12 protein-coding genes are annotated in these 16884 nt (G+C 73.9%); 3 read left to right on the plus strand and 9 right to left on the minus strand.

The annotated features are described in order from the left end of the window. Positions 1 to 40: 40 nt before the first annotated feature. Together pdxA and BMY19_RS09285 are read right to left on the minus strand one after the other, a co-directional pair. Complete coding sequence (gene pdxA / locus BMY19_RS09280) at positions 41 to 1069, minus strand: 4-hydroxythreonine-4-phosphate dehydrogenase PdxA (RefSeq protein WP_170862936.1); 1029 nt, start codon at positions 1067 to 1069, stop codon at positions 41 to 43. Then, complete coding sequence (locus tag BMY19_RS09285) at positions 1066 to 2169, minus strand: four-carbon acid sugar kinase family protein (RefSeq protein ID WP_100251515.1); 1104 nt, start codon at positions 2167 to 2169, stop codon at positions 1066 to 1068. Before BMY19_RS09285 ends, pdxA begins: the two co-directional genes overlap by 4 nt. Before the next feature lie 380 nt (positions 2170 to 2549). Between BMY19_RS09285 and BMY19_RS09290 the strand changes: the two genes are divergently transcribed. The 3 genes from BMY19_RS09290 (at position 2550) to BMY19_RS31765 (ending at position 4199) form a co-directional block, all read left to right on the plus strand. After that, positions 2550 to 3554 (plus strand): 2-keto-3-deoxygluconate permease, encoded by a 1005-nt coding sequence (locus tag BMY19_RS09290; RefSeq protein WP_100251516.1) that lies wholly within the window; start codon positions 2550 to 2552, stop codon positions 3552 to 3554. Positions 3555 to 3676: 122 nt separating this feature from the next. Then, entirely contained in the window at positions 3677 to 3847 is a 171-nt protein-coding gene (locus BMY19_RS09295) for a DUF3606 domain-containing protein (RefSeq protein WP_020091155.1), read from the plus strand. 52 nt (positions 3848 to 3899) lie between these two features. Continuing rightward, the gene (locus tag BMY19_RS31765; protein ID WP_020091154.1) at positions 3900 to 4199 is read left to right on the plus strand and encodes a DUF2934 domain-containing protein; all 300 of its coding nucleotides are present in this window, start codon (positions 3900 to 3902) and stop codon (positions 4197 to 4199) included. A 61-nt stretch (positions 4200 to 4260) separates the two neighbouring features. On the opposite strand, the gene BMY19_RS09305 is transcribed toward BMY19_RS31765, so the two are convergent. From BMY19_RS09305 to BMY19_RS09335, 7 genes are all read right to left on the minus strand, one after another. Continuing rightward, the gene (locus BMY19_RS09305; RefSeq protein WP_100251517.1) at positions 4261 to 5505 is read right to left on the minus strand and encodes a methyl-accepting chemotaxis protein; all 1245 of its coding nucleotides are present in this window, start codon (positions 5503 to 5505) and stop codon (positions 4261 to 4263) included. A 170-nt stretch (positions 5506 to 5675) separates the two neighbouring features. Then, positions 5676 to 8819 (minus strand): Rne/Rng family ribonuclease, encoded by a 3144-nt coding sequence (locus BMY19_RS09310; RefSeq protein ID WP_100251518.1) that lies wholly within the window; start codon positions 8817 to 8819, stop codon positions 5676 to 5678. A 590-nt stretch (positions 8820 to 9409) separates the two neighbouring features. Further along, on the minus strand, positions 9410 to 10750 hold the full coding sequence (glcF, locus tag BMY19_RS09315; RefSeq protein ID WP_100251519.1) for a glycolate oxidase subunit GlcF: 1341 nt from the start codon (positions 10748 to 10750) through the stop codon (positions 9410 to 9412). Positions 10751 to 10808: 58 nt separating this feature from the next. Beyond that, complete coding sequence (locus BMY19_RS09320; protein ID WP_100251520.1) at positions 10809 to 11996, minus strand: FAD-binding protein; 1188 nt, start codon at positions 11994 to 11996, stop codon at positions 10809 to 10811. 129 nt (positions 11997 to 12125) lie between these two features. Beyond that, positions 12126 to 13568 (minus strand): polysaccharide biosynthesis C-terminal domain-containing protein, encoded by a 1443-nt coding sequence (locus BMY19_RS09325; RefSeq protein WP_091980360.1) that lies wholly within the window; start codon positions 13566 to 13568, stop codon positions 12126 to 12128. A gap of 126 nt (positions 13569 to 13694) precedes the next feature. Further along, positions 13695 to 15794, minus strand: a complete 2100-nt coding sequence (locus tag BMY19_RS09330; RefSeq protein ID WP_100251521.1) for a methyl-accepting chemotaxis protein — start codon at positions 15792 to 15794, stop codon at positions 13695 to 13697. A 427-nt stretch (positions 15795 to 16221) separates the two neighbouring features. Next, entirely contained in the window at positions 16222 to 16728 is a 507-nt protein-coding gene (locus BMY19_RS09335) for a GNAT family N-acetyltransferase (RefSeq protein WP_100251522.1), read from the minus strand. Positions 16729 to 16884: the final 156 nt, after the last annotated feature.

A 16884-nucleotide genomic window follows, 5' to 3' on the forward strand; every position in this document is an offset into this window, starting at 1 on the left:
GGAGATCGCTTTTCGGAGATCCCGTGCGCCTGCCCCGCGCTCAAACGGCCTGACGGTTCGCCGCCAGCTTCTCGGCGAACTCGATCGCCTCGATGAGGCTGCGCTCGTTGGCGACGCCGGTGCCGGCGATGTCGAAGGCGGTGCCGTGATCGACCGAGGTGCGGATGATCGGCAGCCCCAGGGTGATGTTTACCCCCGACAGGTCCATCCACTTGCCCGTGGCCGGGTCGATCTCGAAGCCCAGGAGCTTGACCGGGATGTGTCCCTGGTCGTGGTACATCGCCACCACCGCGTCGTACTGGCCCGCCCGCAGCTTCACGAACACCGTGTCGCCCGGCACCGGGCCGTGCACGTCGAGCCCGTCGGCGTTGGCCGTCTCGATCACCGGTGCGCTGACGTCGATGTCCTGGCGCCCGAACAGGCCGCCCTCGCCGGCATGGGGGTTGAGCGCGGCGACCGCGATCTTCGGTCGGGCGAGACCCAGCCCCTTCAGCGCCCTGTCGGTGAGGTCGATGACGAGGCGCAGGCGCTCCGGGGTCAGGCGCTTGGGCACGTCCTCCAGGGCGACGTGGGTCGTGACGTGGGAGACCCGCATGTTGCCGTGGGCCAGCATCATCACCGAGCCGCGCACGCCGGTCAGCTCCGCCAGCATCTCGGTGTGGCCGGCATAGTGGTAGCCGGCCTTGTTGAGCGCCTCCTTGTTGAGGGGCGCGGTGACGATGCCGCCGATCCGGCCGGCCAGGGCGAGGCGAACGCCGGCCTCGATCGCCTTGTAGGCGAAGCGGCCGCCGTCGGCCGAGAGCCGGCCGGGCTCGATCGGCGCGCCCTCCGCGTCGGCCTGGAGGCAGCACAGCGCCGGCCAATCGCCGTCCTCGGCGACTTCGGGAACGGGATCGGGCAGGAGGCCGAGCGCCCGCTCCGCGCGGCGCAGGGAGGGGGCGCTGCCGATGACGACGAGCTTGAGGTCGCCCGCGTCGATCCGGTGCTTCAGCCGGGCGGCGGCCTTGACGATGATCTCCGGGCCGATGCCGGCCGGATCGCCCATGGTGATGGCGAGATGTGAGGTCACGCGTCGCTCCTGCTGCGCGGAAAGCCGTTGCCGTGAAGTAGATCGCGCCAGACGTCCTCTGTTCCGAAGGCGCCGGATTTGGACACGACCGCGAGCCCGTCCCAGCGTCCGCCTCGCAGGGTCGAGCGGGGCAGGCCCGGGGTGATCTGCCCGGTGACGTCGAGGCGCGCGACGGAGAGCGCGAGGCACAGCGCCTTCAGGGTCTCGCCGCCGGCCACCAGCAGCGTGCCGGGCCGCGGGACGCGGTCGATCACCCGCGCGAAGGTCCCGGCGATCCGCGCCGCGGCGTCCTCCCGGGCGGTGCCCTCGGGCAGCGCGAGGCTCGCCAGGACGACGCCGTCCCGGTCGAGGCGCTCGGCCACCGCGCCGGCATGGTCCGGGTGGCGCGCCGACAGGACGAGGTGGTGGCGGCCGCAGGCCGCGAGCTGCGCCGCGGTCTCGGGCCGGTCCGAGCCGAACAGCCCGAGGACGGGGCCGGCGAGCCGGTCGTCGCCCGGCGCCGCCACGCCGCGCGCCAGGGCCGCCGCGAGGCCGCTGCTGCCGCACCAGAGCACCGGCCCGGCGCCGCCGAGATCCGCGACCCGGGCGAGGTCGGCGTCGCTCGCCGCGTCGTAGACGGCGACGCCCGCCACCGGTCCGTCGGACACGTCGGCCCGGCGCGCCGGCAGCCCGACGGCGCGCAGGGCCTCGGCGATGTCGCCGGAGACCGGCTCGAAGCCCGCGCCGCGCCGGGCGAGCTGCCGCCCGCCCTTCGTGCGGCGTCCCTGATACGGGAAGGCCGGCGCCACCACGCAGCGCCCCCAGGTCCCGGTGCGCAGCACGGCCGCGAGTTCGGCCGCCCAGGGGCCGCGCAGCAGGCTGTCGACCTTCTTGAAGGCGATGTCGGCGCCGTCCAGCCGGGGCGCGAGGGCGCCGACGATCCGGTCGGCCTCCGCGGCCGAGACTTCCCGGGTGCCGGAATCGATCGCCAGGCAGCCGGGTCCATCCCCCGCCATGAGCTCCGGCCACGCCACCGGGATCGTCCCGCACAGGCCGGTGAAGCCCGCGGCCGTGTCGAGGGTGCCGGTCAGATCGTCGGCGATGAGGCGCAGGCGGGTCATGTCGGGCGGATCATGGCGGGAGCCGCGCCGGCCGCGCCCCCGGCCGAGCGCGGCTCGCGTGCTCGTTGTCAGGTTGTCGCGCGGCATACCGACCGGCCGGCGCGGCGGTCAAGCGGGCAGCCCCGCGTCGCGGATCGACCGCCGCCCGGGGGAGGCCGCCGGGTCGAGGGAGCCGGACAGGGACGGGGACGTCGCTGACGTCATCCGGGATGCCGCAGATCGTGCCGGGCCGCGCCCAGGCAGGGATGGGCCCGCGCAGTTGTCACAATATGCACCGGTCCGGCCGCGCGTTGCGCGGCCTCGTCGAAAGGTTGTAGCAGGCCGCCGGGGGGAAGGCGGGTGCCAGGATCCGGAACGGGCCGGCACCGGAAGGGCGACCCATGCAGATTCCCATCAAGCGCTCCCTGGAGCGCGTGCCCGGCGGCCTGATGGTGGTGCCGCTGTTCCTCGGCGCGATCCTCCACACGCTCTTCCCGGACACCGCGACCTTCTTCGGCTCGTTCACCGGCGCGCTGTTCAACGGCGCCCTGCCGATCCTGGCGGTGTTCTTCGTCTGCATGGGCGCGGGCATCGACTTCCGCGCCGCCCCGGCGATCGCCCGCAAGGGCGGCGTCCTGCTGGCCGCCAAGGTCGGCATCGCGGCGATCATGGGCGTGGTGTTCGGCCAGATCCTCGGCGAGGCGCCGGTGGTCGGGGGCGCCTTCGCGGGGCTGTCGACGCTGGCGATCGTCGCCGCCATGAACGACACCAACGGCGGGCTCTACCTCGCCCTGATGGGCCAGTTCGGCCGCCCGAAGGACGCGGGCGCCTACGCGATCATGAGCCTCGAATCCGGGCCGTTCCTCACCATGGTGACGCTCGGGCTGGCGGGCCTGTCGGCCTTCCCGTGGCCGACCCTGGTGGGCAGCATCCTGCCGCTGCTGATCGGGATGATCCTCGGCAACCTCGACCGCGACATGCGCGCCTTCCTGTCGGGGGCGGCACCGGTGATGATCCCGTTCTTCGCCTTCGCCCTCGGCTTCGGGCTCGACCTCGCCAAGATCTGGCAGGCGGGCCTCCTCGGCATCGGCCTCGGCGTGGCGGTGGTGGCGATCACCGGGGCCGCCCTGTTCGTCGCCGACCGCCTCACCGGCGGCAACGGCGTGGCGGGCGTCGCCGCCGCCTCGACGGCCGGCAACGCCGCCGCCGTGCCGGCGATCATCGCCGCCGCCAATCCGGCCTACAAGGAGGCCGCCGGCCCCGCCACCGTGCTGGTGGCGGCGAGCGTGGTGGTCACGGCGCTGCTCGTGCCGCTGCTGACCGCCTTCGTGGCCGGGCGGGTCCGCCCGGACGCGGCCGAGGCCAATCCGGCGCCGGTCCCCAGCCCCGCTCCGACCGCACCCTGACGTCTCGCGCGGTCTAGCTGCGCGTCCCGCGCGACCGGCGGCAACCGAAGTCTCCGAGTCCGGTTGTCCCTCCAGGAAGCGCGGCACGGCCGCGTCTCACGGCGAACCGGAGCGGGCACCGCATGTCGACCGAATCCAGAGGCAAGACGCATATCGACATCTACGACCGCGCCACCCGCGAGGAGTGGGCGCAGCGTTTCGGCGTCAGCGAGGAGAGGCTTCGCAAGGCGGTGACCATGGTCGGCAGCCGGATCACCAGCGTCGCCGCCTATCTCGACAAGCCGGCCGCCTGAGACCGGCGCCATGGAAGTGCCCCCCGATTTCCGTCCGCCTCCGGATCATCCGATGGCGGGGACACCGGCGCACGGATCCGCACTCGGGTCCGAGTCTGGGTCCGAGCCCGCGCCGGGACCCGCGTCCGGGACCGACGCGGCGGCGCCGCAGCCTTCGGCGCGGTCGTCCGACACGATCACGTTCGAGCAGATCCGCGAGCGGGCCTACGAGCTCTGGGAGCGCAACCACAGGCCCGAGGGATTCGAGATCGAGTTCTGGCTGCTGGCCGAGCGGGAATTGCGCAAGGAGCGCGATCGCCGGAAGGCCGACGCGGCGCCGGCAGCGCCGCGCTCCGATCCGCCGCCGGCCTGACGGTCTCCGACCTTCATCCGAGACGGTCCCGGGTCACGGCGGACCCGGGGTCGGATTACCTTCAGGCCTCGATCGCCGCCCGGGCTTCCTTCACCGCCGCCTCGAAGGCGACGAACGCCGTGGTCGCCGAGTCCCAGGTCTGGCTGCGCACGTGGCGGACCAGGGCGGCCGCCTGCTCGCGGGCCTGCGCCAGGGGCTTCTCGATGGCGGCCGACCGCGTCGCGTCCGCGGGGATGCCCTCCGGCGGCGTGTCGGTCGAGCGCATGCCGACCAGGGTCGCCGCGATGGCGCGCCGCCACGCGGCGCAGTCCGCCGACAGGCGGATCACCCGCTGATCCGCGGCGGTGCCGGTCTGCCGGTCGAGCAGGGTGCGGCCGAGATCCTCGATCCGTCCGAGTTGCGCGAGGGCGTCGCCGATCTCGCGGCGGGCCTTGTCGGTCCCTTCCGCGATGCGGCCGACGTTCTGGGCGATGTCGCCGGTGGCCTGCATCTGCTGGCCGAGGATCTCGGAGGCCTCACGCATCTGCGCCGCGACGTTCGCGACGGCGCCGCTCTCGGCCTCGACGCGGGCATTGGCCCGCACCATCGCGGACGCGCCGGCCTCGACGGCGTTGCGGCTGCGCGTCACGGCGGCCTGCATCGCCGCCATCTCCTCGCGCAGGCCGCTGACCCGCGCCCGGATCTCGTCCGTCGCCTTCGCGGTCTGCGCCGAGAGCGTCTTCACTTCGGCGGCGACCACCGCGAAGCCGCGGCCGGCCTCGCCGGCCCGCGCCGCCTCGATCGTGGCGTTGAGCGCCAGCAGGTTGGTCTGGGCCGAGATCGCCGCGATCGTGCCGGCCATCTCCTCGATCCGCAGCGCCGCGGTGGAGAAGCTGTCGAGCCGGCTGCCGATCTCCTCGGTGCCTTCCTCGATCCCGCGCATGCCGTCGGTGGCGCGGTGCAGGTCGCCCACGCAGGTGGCGATGCCGGCCCGGGCCGTCTCGGCCATCTCGGCCGCCGACGAGGAGCGGGCGGCGATCTCACCCGTGGTCGCGGCGAGCTCCTCGCTGGCGGCCGCGATGAGCCGGGCCTGCTCGGCGGTGCCGGAGGCGTCGTGGGTCATCCAGCCGATCGAGGTGCCGGCGTCGGACGCGGAGGCGGACAGGCGCGCCAGGAGAGTCAGCCATTCCCGATCGACGGCCGGCTCCGCGACGGGCGTCGGGGCCGTCTCGACTGGCAAGACCGCCGCCGTCTCGACCGGGGCGGTCGCCGTCACCGGGGTTGCTAGCGCGTCAGGGATCTGACGCTGCCGGCGCAAACTGAACATGCGGGCCTCTCCGACACTCTAATCGGGGCGCATGGTCACACAGAACCTTCAACCAATGGTGAAGGATAGACCAGTCTCTCGACAAGCGTTGCGGGGCATCGGTGCAGCGCAACACGTCTACTTCGAGAAGTTGCGCCCCCTGATAGCGCTCTATCAGGGGGCGCAATGCTTCATTCGCCGGTCAGGGCCGCCTTGGTGCGCGACCACCAGCCGGCGCGCTTCGGCCGGTCCGGATCGGACGGCGGCGTCAGCACGATCGCCACGGGCTCGGGCGCCGGCTCGGCGGGAGCGGCCTCGGGCGAGCCGGCCTCGGCCTGCGCGCCGACGGTCGCCCGATCGGCCGCCGGCGCCGCGGACTCGACCGGGGCCACCGGCAGGTCCACCGCGGTCTCGGTCCGGTTCTCGGCGGCCGCGGCCGGCGCCGCCTCGATCGCCTCGGCCACAGCCTGGGCGCTCACTGGCTCCTCCGCCGACAGGGCGACGACATCGCCCGCGGCTTCCGGCGCGTCGTCCGTCTCGGACGCCTCGCGGGTGCGGCCCTCGCTGCGACCGCGGCCGCCCCGGCGCCCGCGGCGGCGGCGACGGCCGCCCTCGTCCTCGGACCGCGCCGCCTCGTCCGAACCCGCGACGGCCTCGTCGGCCTCCGCGGCGACGGCCGCAGCGGGAGCCTCGGTCCCGGCCGGCTGCGCGCCGTCCCAGTCCCCATCGCTCCGTTCCGCGTCCGAACGGGCGTCGTCGCGGCCGTCGTCCTGCTGGTCGTCCTGATCGTCGTCGCCGCGATCGTCCTCGGCGCGCCCGTCCTCGCCGCGGCCCTCCTGGCGACCGCCGCGCCGGCGGCGGCGACGGCGGCGGCGGCGGCCCTCGCCCTCCTCGCGCGACCCGTCCTCGCGGGCCTCGGCGCGGCCCTCGTCGGCCTCGCCCTCGGCGTCGGTCTCGGTCTCAATCTCGGTCTCGGCCTCGTCGGCCTCCTCGTCCTCGTCGTCGAACTCCATCGCGGGCGAGATCGCTTGGGCGCGCACGCCCGTGACCGGGCCCTCCGCCCGCTGGGCCGGCTCACCGCGGTCGAGCTGGAACGGTGTGGTCGCCGCCAGCCGCTCGTCGGCCGCGATCGTGATCGTCACGCCGAAGCGCACCTCGAGCTCGCGCAGGTGTCCGCGCTTCTGGTTGAGGATGTAGAGCGCGATCTCGGTGCGGGTGCGCAGGACGAGGTTGTGGGAGGCCGACTTGAGCAGCACCTCCTCGATCGAGCGCAGGATGTGCAGCGCCACCGACGCGGTGGCGCGCACGAAGCCCGAGCCGCCGCAATGGGCGCAGGGGATCGAGGAGGATTCGAGCACGCCGGTGCGGATCCGCTGGCGGCTCATCTCCAGGAGGCCGAAGGGCGAGATCCGGCCGACCTGGATGCGGGCGCGGTCGTTCTTCAGGCACTCGTTGAGCTTCTTCTCGACGGCGCGGTTGTTCCGCTTCTCCTCCATGTCGATGAAGTCGATGACGATCAGGCCTGCGAGGTCGCGCAGCCGGAGCTGGCGGGCGACCTCCTCGGCGGCCTCCAGGTTCGTCTTGAGGGCGGTGTCCTCGATGTCGTGCTCGCGGGTGGCGCGGCCGGAGTTCACGTCGATCGAGACCAGGGCCTCGGTCGGGTTGATCACGAGGTAGCCGCCGGACTTCAGCGAGACGTGCGTGGAGAACATCGCGTCGAGCTGCTGCTCGACGCCGAAGCGGGCAAAGATCGGCGTCGAGTCGCGGTAGGGCTTCACGACCTTGGACTGGCCGGGCATCAGCATCCGCATGAAGTCCTTGGCCTCGCGGTAGGCGTCCTCGCCGGCGACCAGAACCTCGTCCAGATCCTTGTTGTAGAGGTCGCGGATGGCGCGCTTGATCAGCGAGCCCTCCTCGTAGACGAGGGCCGGCGCCATCGACGTCAGGGTCAGCTCGCGGACCGACTCCCACAGGCGCATCAGGTACTCGAAGTCGCGGGCGATCTCGGGCTTGGACCGCGAGGCGCCGGCGGTGCGCAGGATGACGCCCATCCCCTCGGGCACCTCCAGGTCCTGCACGACCTCCTTCAGGCGCTTGCGGTCGGCCGCCGAGGTGATCTTGCGGGAGATGCCGCCGCCCCGGCCGGTGTTGGGCATCAGCACCGAGTAGCGGCCGGCGAGCGACAGATAGGTCGTGAGCGCCGCGCCCTTCGTGCCGCGCTCCTCCTTGACCACCTGCACCAGGATGATCTGGCGGCGCTTGATCACCTCTTGGATCTTGTACTGGCGGCGGTAGTGGCGCGGACGCTCGGGGATCTCGGCCAGCGCGTCGCCGTTGCCGCCGACCTGGGCGATCTTGGGCTCGGCGTCGGGATCGTCGGACTCCTCATCGGACTCCTCGTCCGAGTCGTCATCCTCGTCGGACTCGTCCTCGTCGTCCTCCGCCTCGTCCTCATCCTCGTCGTCGTCGGATTCCTCGTCGTCCTCCTCGGAGGCCTCGTCCGACGCTTCGTCCGACGGGTCGGCGGCGGTCGGCGCGGTCTCCTCGGCCTCGCTCGCCCCAGCCTCGCTCTCCTCCGTCACGATCGCGTGCGCGGCGGTCTCGTCCGGCGCGTCGGACACGGTCAGTGCCTCCGCCACGGCGATGCGGGCCTCCGGCTCGGAGGGGGCGTCCTCGGACGGGGCGGAGTCGGCGGCGACCGACTCCGACGCGGCGGGGGCCGCCTGCGCCTCGACCGGCGCGGTCTCGGTCGCGGGCTCGGCGGCCTGCGCCGGCTCACCCTCCGGGAGGTCGCCGGCGGCGGTCTCGGAGGCGAGGGCCTCCTGCACGGCCTCGGGGTTCTCGGACAGCGTGTCGGGCTGGACGGCCGGGTCGATCCCCGACTCGTTCCGGATCTCGGCCTGGTCCTCGCTCTCGGGCACCGCGTGCGTGTCCTCGGCGCTCACGGTCTCGTCGGCGCCGCGGGCGCGGGCCTCGGCACGGCGGCCGCGGGACCGGCGCGACGACGACCGGCGACGGCGCTCCTCGCGCTCGCGGTGCTCCTCGGCGTCGCGGGCCTCCTCTTCGAGGAGTGCCTGCCGGTCGGCCAGCGGGATCTGGTAGTAGTCGGGATGGATCTCGTTGAAGGCCAGGAATCCGTGGCGGTTCCCGCCGTACTCGACGAACGCCGCCTGGAGCGACGGCTCCACCCGGGTGACCTTGGCGAGGTAGATGTTGCCGCGCAGCTGGCGCCGGTTGGCGGCTTCGAAGTCGAACTCCTCGACCCTAGACCCGTGGACCGTGACGACCCGGGTCTCCTCCGGGTGCATCGCGTCGATCAGCATTTTGTTGGCCATGTCGGACTCTCGGCATGGCGGCCGACGTCGTTCTCCGTGCCCGTGGTCCCGGCGGCGCCTCGCCCGACGTCAATGCTGTCGGGCGGGATGCCGGCCTCGTCGCCGAGGCGGATGGGTTCGAGGGGAAATTGCCGTCAACCGCCGTTCGGCGCCCTGGGCGCCTGGGGTTGAAACAGGCCGGGCGGACGGACGGACCGGCGTGACGCACCGTTTGCGCCTCCGGGGCACGCGCAGCCTTATGCTGGGCCGTGCGTCCGTCCATCGTGGTCCCGACCTCGCGAAACAATCTCGGCCGGCGGGGGACCGGCCGTGAATTCCTGGGTGCGGCGGAGGATCTCCGCCGCGTCGTGCGACACCTGCCCGATCGCGGGCGGCACATGCCGCCGCCAAGCGGACCGACAGGGCCCGCCGCGACACCGCGACCGCTTTCGCGAGGAATTCGGTCACGTCCGCGGGCCGTTGCGGCGACCGGCGGGACCGGAGAGGGGTCGACATCATTACAGACCGCTGCGCGGATTTGGCAAGGGTCAACGTGAATAGATGTCACGGGCCTGTCACGGTGCGCGCGGCGCCACGCGACAGGCGTGTGTCTACTCCGCCGCTTCGAGCCGCGGCGTCACCCCGGCGAGCGCCGCGGGCTTCGGGCCGCCGGTCGCCCAGTCGAGCAGCTCGACCGTGTGGACGATCGGGATGCCGGTGCCCTTCCCGATCTGCGTCGCGCAGCCGATGTTGCCGGTGGCGATGACGTCCGGGCGCACGCGCTCGATGTTGGCGACCTTCCGGGCGCGCAGCTTCGCGGCCAGCTCCGGCTGCAGGATGTTGTAGGTCCCCGCCGAGCCGCAGCAGATGTGGCCCTCGGGCACGTCCTTCACGGTGAAGCCCGCGCGCCTCAGCAGCGTCTTGGGCTCCAGCCGGATGCCCTGGCCGTGCTGCATCGAGCAGGCGGAGTGGTAGGCCACGACGAGGTCGGTCTCGGCGACGGGGGCCAGGTCGAGCAGCGCGAGGTACTCGGTCACGTCCTTGGCCAGGCTCGAGACCCGCCGCGCCTTCTCGGCGTAGGCCGGGTCGTCGCGGAACATGAAGCCGTAATCCTTGATGGTCGTGCCGCAGCCCGAGGCCGTGACCAGGATCGCGTCGAGCCCCTCGGCGATCTCGGCGTCCCAGGCGTCGATCGCCTGCCTGGCATGGGCGTGGGCCGATTCCTCCTTGCCCATGTGGTGGGTCAGCGCCCCGCAGCAGCCCTCGTTCGCGTGCACCACCTCGATCCCGTGCCGGTTGAGCAGCCGGATCGCGGCGGCGTTGAAGTCCGGCCGCAGGACGCTCTGGGCGCAGCCCCGCAGGAGGGCGACGCGCCGGGCGGGCGTCCCGGCCGCCTTGCCGCCCGCCGGCGGGAACCGGCCGGGCCGGTTCGTCGGCTCGCGGGGCGGCGCCCCGGCCGGCGCGAGGTCGAGCATGGCCGCGAGGCGGTTGCCGACCCGCGGCAGCCGGGCCACCAGCCCCCGGAACGGCGCGCCGAGCTTGGCGGCGGTGAGCGCGAGGCGGAAGCGGCCCGGATAGGGCAGGACCTGGGCGAGCAGCGCCCGCAGGAACCGGTCGCCGGCGGGGCGCGCGTAGGTCTCCTCGATATGGGCCCGGGCGTGGTCGACGAGGTGCATGTAGTGCACCCCCGACGGGCAGGTGGTCATGCAGGACAGGCACGAGAGGCAGCGGTCGACGTGCTTGACCACCTCCTGCGAGGCCGGCTTGCCGCCCTCCAGCATGTCCTTGATCAGGTAGATCCGCCCGCGCGGGGAATCGAGCTCGTCGCCGAGCAGCAGGTAGGTCGGGCAGGTCGCCGTGCAGAAGCCGCAATGCACGCAGGTCCGCAGGATCTTCTCCGACGCCGCCATGGCGGGATCGGCGAGCTGGGCGGGGGCGAAGTTGGTCTGCACGGGTCGCGTCCTCGGCGCCACGGCTCCCCACGCTCGGGGAGGGGCGGGATCTGAAGCTTCAGAGTCCGGCGTACATCCGGCCGGGGTTGAGCACACCGGCGGGGTCGTGCGCCGCCTTGATGCCGGCGGTGAGCCGCATCAGCGGCTCGGCCAGCGGCTCGAACACCGGCACGGCGGCGCGCACGGCGTCGGGGGCCCGCACCAGCGTGGCGTGGCCGCCCTGCGCCCGCACCGCCCGGCGCACCGTCGCGGCGCCGGCATCGCCCGCCGCGCCGGTGGCGAGCCAGATCAGGCCGCCGCCCCAGTCGAAGAACCAGCGCGCGTCGCGCTCGGCCGCGACCGCCGCCGCCAGGGCCGGCCCGCGGGTCGGCGCGGTGGAGATCCGCCACAGGGCGGCCTCCCGCGGCTCGGCGAGCGGCGCCGCGTCGCGCACCGTCCGCCACAGGGCGGCGCCGGCCTCGCCGTCGATGATCTCGGGCTGGCCGTAGCGCTTCAGCAGGCGCCGCAGCTCGCCCGTGCGGTAGTCGATGGAGTCGGAGAAACCCTCGAGGCGCATCAGGGTCCGCGCCTCCGGGGCGCCGATCCCGGCCGGGAGGTGCGCGGCGCCCGTGAGCTCGAAGGGCGAGCCCAGCGCCTCCGACAGGGCGGTCACCGCCCGCGTGTCGTCCAGGCCGGAGAAGACCAGGGTCGCCACCCGCTCGCAGGCGGGCAGCACCTTGAAGGTGACCTCGGTGAGGAGGCCCAGCGTGCCGTGGGCGCCGGCCATCAGCTTCACGAGATCGAGGCCGGTGACGTTCTTCATCACCCGGCCGCCCGACTTGATCGCCTCGCCGCGCCCGTTGACGAAGCGCACGCCGATCAGGCTGTCCCGGGCGGCGCCGGCATTGATCCGCCGGGGGCCGGCATTGTTGATCGCCGCCACGGCCCCGAGGGTCGGCTCGCCGGCGGTGCCGTACAGGCCGCGCAGGTCCATCGGCTCGAAGGGCAGCATCTGGCCGCGGGAGGCGAGCAGCGCCTCGACCTCGGCGAGCGGCGTCCCGGCCCGGGCCGCCACCACCATCTCGGCGGGCTCGTAGAGCGTGACGCCGGTGAGCGCCTGCGCGGAGAGCGTCGCGCTGTCCTGTGCGGGCCGGCCGAGCCCCGCGGCGGTGCCGCCGCCGGTGAGGCGCAGGCCCTCGCCGCGGCCGGCGGCCGCCCGCACGATCTCCCCGGCCTCCGCCTCGGTGCCGGGCTCGTAGACGCCCATCGTTCCCGTCCCGGTCCTGTTTGTATCCATTCCAGGACGGGTGTCGCCGGATCCGGCGGCGGATTCAAGCGCAGGCGGAGTCGCGGGGTTTCAGCGGCGGGATTTCCACTGCGCTGCCCTCGCGTGAGCCTACTCCGCCGCCACGGTCCGCGCCGGGCGCAGGCGCGCCAGGACCTGACGGCGCAGGCCGGCGATGTCGAAGATCCAGACCAGGGCGCCGTAGAGAACCATCCCGGACGGGACCAGCACGGCCAGGGCGGTGGCGGGCGGCAGCTGCCGGAAGGGGGCGAGGGCGAGCCCCATCGCCGCGCAGGCGAGCGCGGCGACGCCGATCTCGCCCCAGGGCAGCGCGATGCGCCCCGGGCCGGTGAGGGCGCGCCAGCCGAGCCACGTTCCGGCGGCGGCGAGGCCCGCGGTCTGCGCCACCGCGACGCCGAGCCCGCCCATCCGGTCCGGGAGGACCAGCAGGCCGGCGCCGTTCACCGCGAGGCCGACCAGGGCGGCGGCGACCACCGGCAGGGTCTTGCGGCGGATCTGGAAGACCGGGTTGAGGGCGTAGAACATCATCGCGAGGCAGAACAGGCCCGGCATCAGCACGGTGCTGTAGGTCTCGAACGGTCCGCGATAGGCGTCCGGCACCACCAGGCCCTGGAGGGCCGGCAGCACCGCCCAGAAGCCGACCGCGCAGGGTGCCAGCAGGGCGAACACGGTGCCGGCATTGGCGGCGACCTGCGCCTCGGCGGCGGCGCGGCCGCTCTGCTCCTCGGCCTGCACGGCGAACTGGAACAGCAGCAGGTCGAGGGCGGTGCCCAGCGTCATCAGCGAGCGCGAGGTGACGTCGGCCGCCAGGGCGAAGTAGCCGGCCTCGGCGAAGCCGGCATGGCCCGCGATGGCGCCGCGATTGACGAAGGCGAGGCACTGGTAGGCGGTGTTGGCGGCGATCAGCGGCAGGCCGTAGCGCGCGAAGACCCGCCAGGTCGTCGACAGGCGCGGCCGCTCGAGGGGCGTGCGCGGGTCGCGCAGGGGGTGGCGCAGCACCGCCACCGCGAGGAGCTGGCTGAGCCCCGCCGCCGCCAGCACCCAGGCCGGCTGGGGCAGCCACCACGCCGCCGCGGCCATCATGGCGAAGGACAGGACGTTCTTCACCGCCACGAGGCCGAGATAGAGCTTGCCGTCGAACCGCGCCCGGGCGAGGGCCGCGTGGTAGTCGAACACGCCGATGCCCAGGGCCGCGAGGCCGGTGCCGCACAGGACCGCCTCGCGCCCGTCGGCGCCGCCGGCGAAGCCGAAGGCCCCGCACAGGGCCGCGGCGGCCAGGAGCAGCGCGCCGATGCGCAGGTAGGCCCGGTCGAGCCCGTGGCGGATCCACGGCTCGTCGACGCGCACGCGCCCCGAGTAGAACCGCGTCGCCGACAGGCGCAGCCACTCGAACAGCACCGTGTTCAGCACGATGGCGCCGGTGGTCGCGAGGGCGAACCGGCCGAAATCCGCCGGCCCCAGCAGCTTGGCGATCAGCAGGCCGAGGACGAAGTTGAGCCCCGCATTGATGACGAAGGCGACGATCACGGCCATGGACGGCGACTCATGCGCGGCGGGATTGCCCCCGCCCGTTGCGTACGCTGTAGCGCGCGAGCCGTAAGACTCCCCTAAACGGGCGAGATCGGGGCGGAGACCCGCGCGGCTCCCGGAACCGTCCGGTCACGCGGCCCGGACGGTGTCGAGGAAGCGCGCGACCTCGGCCGCGAGCGTCTCGGACTGGCGCGACAGCGCGGACGCCGCCGCGAGCACCGCGTTGGCCGCCCGGCCGGTCTCCTCGGCGGCCCCGGCGACGCCGAGGATCGTGCGGGTCACCGCGCCGGTGCCGACGGCCGCCTCCCCGATGTTGCGGACGATCTCCCGGGTGGCCGATCCCTGCTCCTCCACCGCCGCCGCGATCGCGCTCGCCACGCCGCTGATCTCCTGGATCCGCCCCGTGATCGCGCCGATCGCCGCGACGGCCCCGCCGGTCACGCCCTGGATGCCGGCGATCTGGCCCGCGATCTCCTCGGTCGCCCGGGCGGTCTGCGCGGCCAGGGCCTTCACCTCGCCGGCGACGACCGCGAAGCCATGACCCGCCTCGCCGGCCCGGGCGGCCTCGATCGTGGCGTTCAGCGCCAGCAAGTTGGTCTGCCCGGCGATCGCCGCGATCAGCCCGATCACGTCGCCGATCCGCGCGACCGCGTCGCTCAGGTCCCGGACCATCGCGCCGGTCTGCCCCGCTTCCGCGACGGCCCCCTGGGCGAGCCGGGTCGATCCCTCGACCTGCCGGCCGATCTCCTCCACGGAGGCGCCGAGCTCCTCGGCCGCAGCCGCCACGGTGCCGACGTTGGTGGCGGCCTCCTCGGCGGCAGTCGCCACGGTGCTGGACTGGCTGGCAGTCTCGGTCGCGGTGGCCGTCATGGTCTGGGCCGTGCCCTGCAGCGCGGTGGCCGCGTCCGAGACCTGGGCGATGACGCCGCCGACCGTCCGCTCGAAGCGCTCGGCCATCGCCCGCAGGTCGGACCGGCGCCGTGCCTCCGCCGCCTGACGCGCCTCGGCGGCCTCGGATTCGAGCTGGCGGCCGCGGATGAGGTTGTCCTTGAACACCTGGACGGCCCGCGCCATGGCGCCGATCTCGTTGCGGTAGGTGCGCGCCGGGACCGTGACGGAGGCGTCCCCGTCGGCCAGCGCCCCCATCGTGGCGGTCAGCACCCGGAGCGGGCGCAGCACGCCGCCGAACAGGGTCCACAGGCCGAGGGCCACCAGCAAGATCACCGCCAGCAGCGCCGCCCCGCTGCGCGCGACGTCGCCCTGCGCCTCCTCGGCGAGGGCCTCGGCGCGCGCCACCATCGCGTCGAGGGCCGCGTCGCAGAGGGCCACGAGGGAGCGCTGGTTCGCGGTGTTGCGGTCGCGCAGCTCCGCGAAGGTGTGGCGCGGGGGCGCGTGCGTGCTGAGCGCGTCGAAGACCGCCCGCGCGATGGCCTCGGTGTCGCCCTCGAAATTGGCGGCCTTCGCCCGCTCGTACGCGGCCCGCACCGTCTCCGAGATGTCGGCCGCGGCCTCGGTGGTGCGGCGCCACGCGGACAGAAGCTCGGTCCGCTCCGCCGCCGCCGCGACCGTCTCGGGCAGGGACCACGCCGCGCCGGCGACCAGCGAGGCCTGTACCCGGACCGCGACGTTGCCGCTGGCGACGCGCGTCTCCCAGGCCGCCTGCTTGAGGGCGAGATAGCGCTGCAGCACCGGATCGGACCGGGGAATGGCCGCGTCGACCGCCTTCAGCGTGGCCGTCAGCGCCTCGAGCAGGTCCTGGAAGGCGGCCATCGCGGCGTCCCGCAGCGCCGGGTCACGCCGGGCCAGCGGCAGCCCGAGGGCCGCGTCGATGCGGGGACGCAGGTCCGCCATCGCCGCCTGCGCGGTGCTCAGGCGCTCGAGCGTCGCGCTGACCGCTGGCTCTGCCAGATCGCCCAGGCTGCGCCGGGCCCGGCCGTAATGCTCGGTCAGCGCCTGCCGGCTCCCCGCGATGGTCGACAGGGTCTTCGCGTCCGCCGGCGCCTCACCCCCGAGGGCGAGCGTCGATCCGCGCTCGAGCCGCAGCGGCAGGATCGTCCGGAGGAGGCCCTGGCTCGCCTGCGTCAGGGTCAGGGCTCTCGCGGCGCCCGCCGCCCGCGCCCGCGCGTCGACGAGTGTCCGCACCGCGTTGCCCAGCGCCATGCAGGCCATGATGACGATCACCAGGCACAGCAAAGTCCGGATCGAGAAGCGTCCCAGCCAGCGAGTCATCGGTGAGATCTCATGTCCCGCGATGCTCTGTCTTAGAACGTAAGGTTTTGTCAGGCAATCGACCGAAATTATCCGACAGAAATACGAATTTATAAGTCGACGATGGACCGAATTATGAAGTAGTATGCGACAAAGACCGGAATTGGCGAGGATTATCGGGAATTGGGCCGCATTCTCGCGTGACGATATCGGCGCGGTCGCCGGCCGCGCGGCGGGCTCGTGCCGGTCCGTGGCGCGGCGCGAGGGACTAGGTATCCTGCGGGCGCACTCCCGAAGAGCCGGAGGTTCAGCCCGGTCGGCCTGCCGGTGCCCCCGCGATGACGGAGTGTGGCGCGAGGACGCGCCTGGCCGGATCTCGCTATCGCCGGGACGGTGTGCGGGCCAGCCGGCGGCTGGGCGGTGGTCCGCGCGGCAGTCCGCGCGGCGCCTACAGCGGGCGCTCGTAGCGCCACGCCTCCATCCCGTCCTCGTAATAGTCCGGCCGCACGGCGAAGCGGGTATAGCCCCGGCGCTCGTAGAGGCGGATGCCGGCGCCGTTGTCGGCGCGCACCTCCAGCCGGAGCCGGTCGCAGCCCTCGGCACGGGCGCGGGCTTCCGCGGCGTCGAGGAGCCGGCCGCCGAGGCCGAGGCCGCCGCGATTCGGCGCCACCGCGATCGAGGCCAGCCGGGCGATCCGGCTGCCGCGCCGCCGCTCCAGCACCGCGGCGCCGACGAGCACCGGAACGGGATCCCGGTCCGGCGGGTCGATCAGGGCCGCCAGCACGTCCATGGAGGGCGAGCGGATCGCGTGGCGGATCGCCCGGCGCTCGGCCCGGTCGGTGGCGAAGGCGGCGTGCTCCAGGGCGACGAGGGCGTCGAGATCGGCGAGCGTGGCGGTGCGAATCGTCGGCTCGGGGAGCCCGTCGCCGACCGGGCTGCGCAAGGGGGCGCTCATGACCGGGCGCTCACAGGGAGGCGCTCACGCCCGCGCCGTCGCGGTGAATCTGGTCGGCCCGGCCATCGCTCGCTCGCCTGAGTACTCTGCCCCGTCCGGTCAGATGCCCGCTTCCGCCCCGCTTGGGAAGCCCGCACGGCCCCGTCGAAGCGGTCG

The organism is Methylobacterium sp. UNC300MFChir4.1 (assembly GCF_900110155.1).
In the GTDB taxonomy this organism is placed as follows: Bacteria; Pseudomonadota; Alphaproteobacteria; order Rhizobiales; family Beijerinckiaceae; genus Methylobacterium.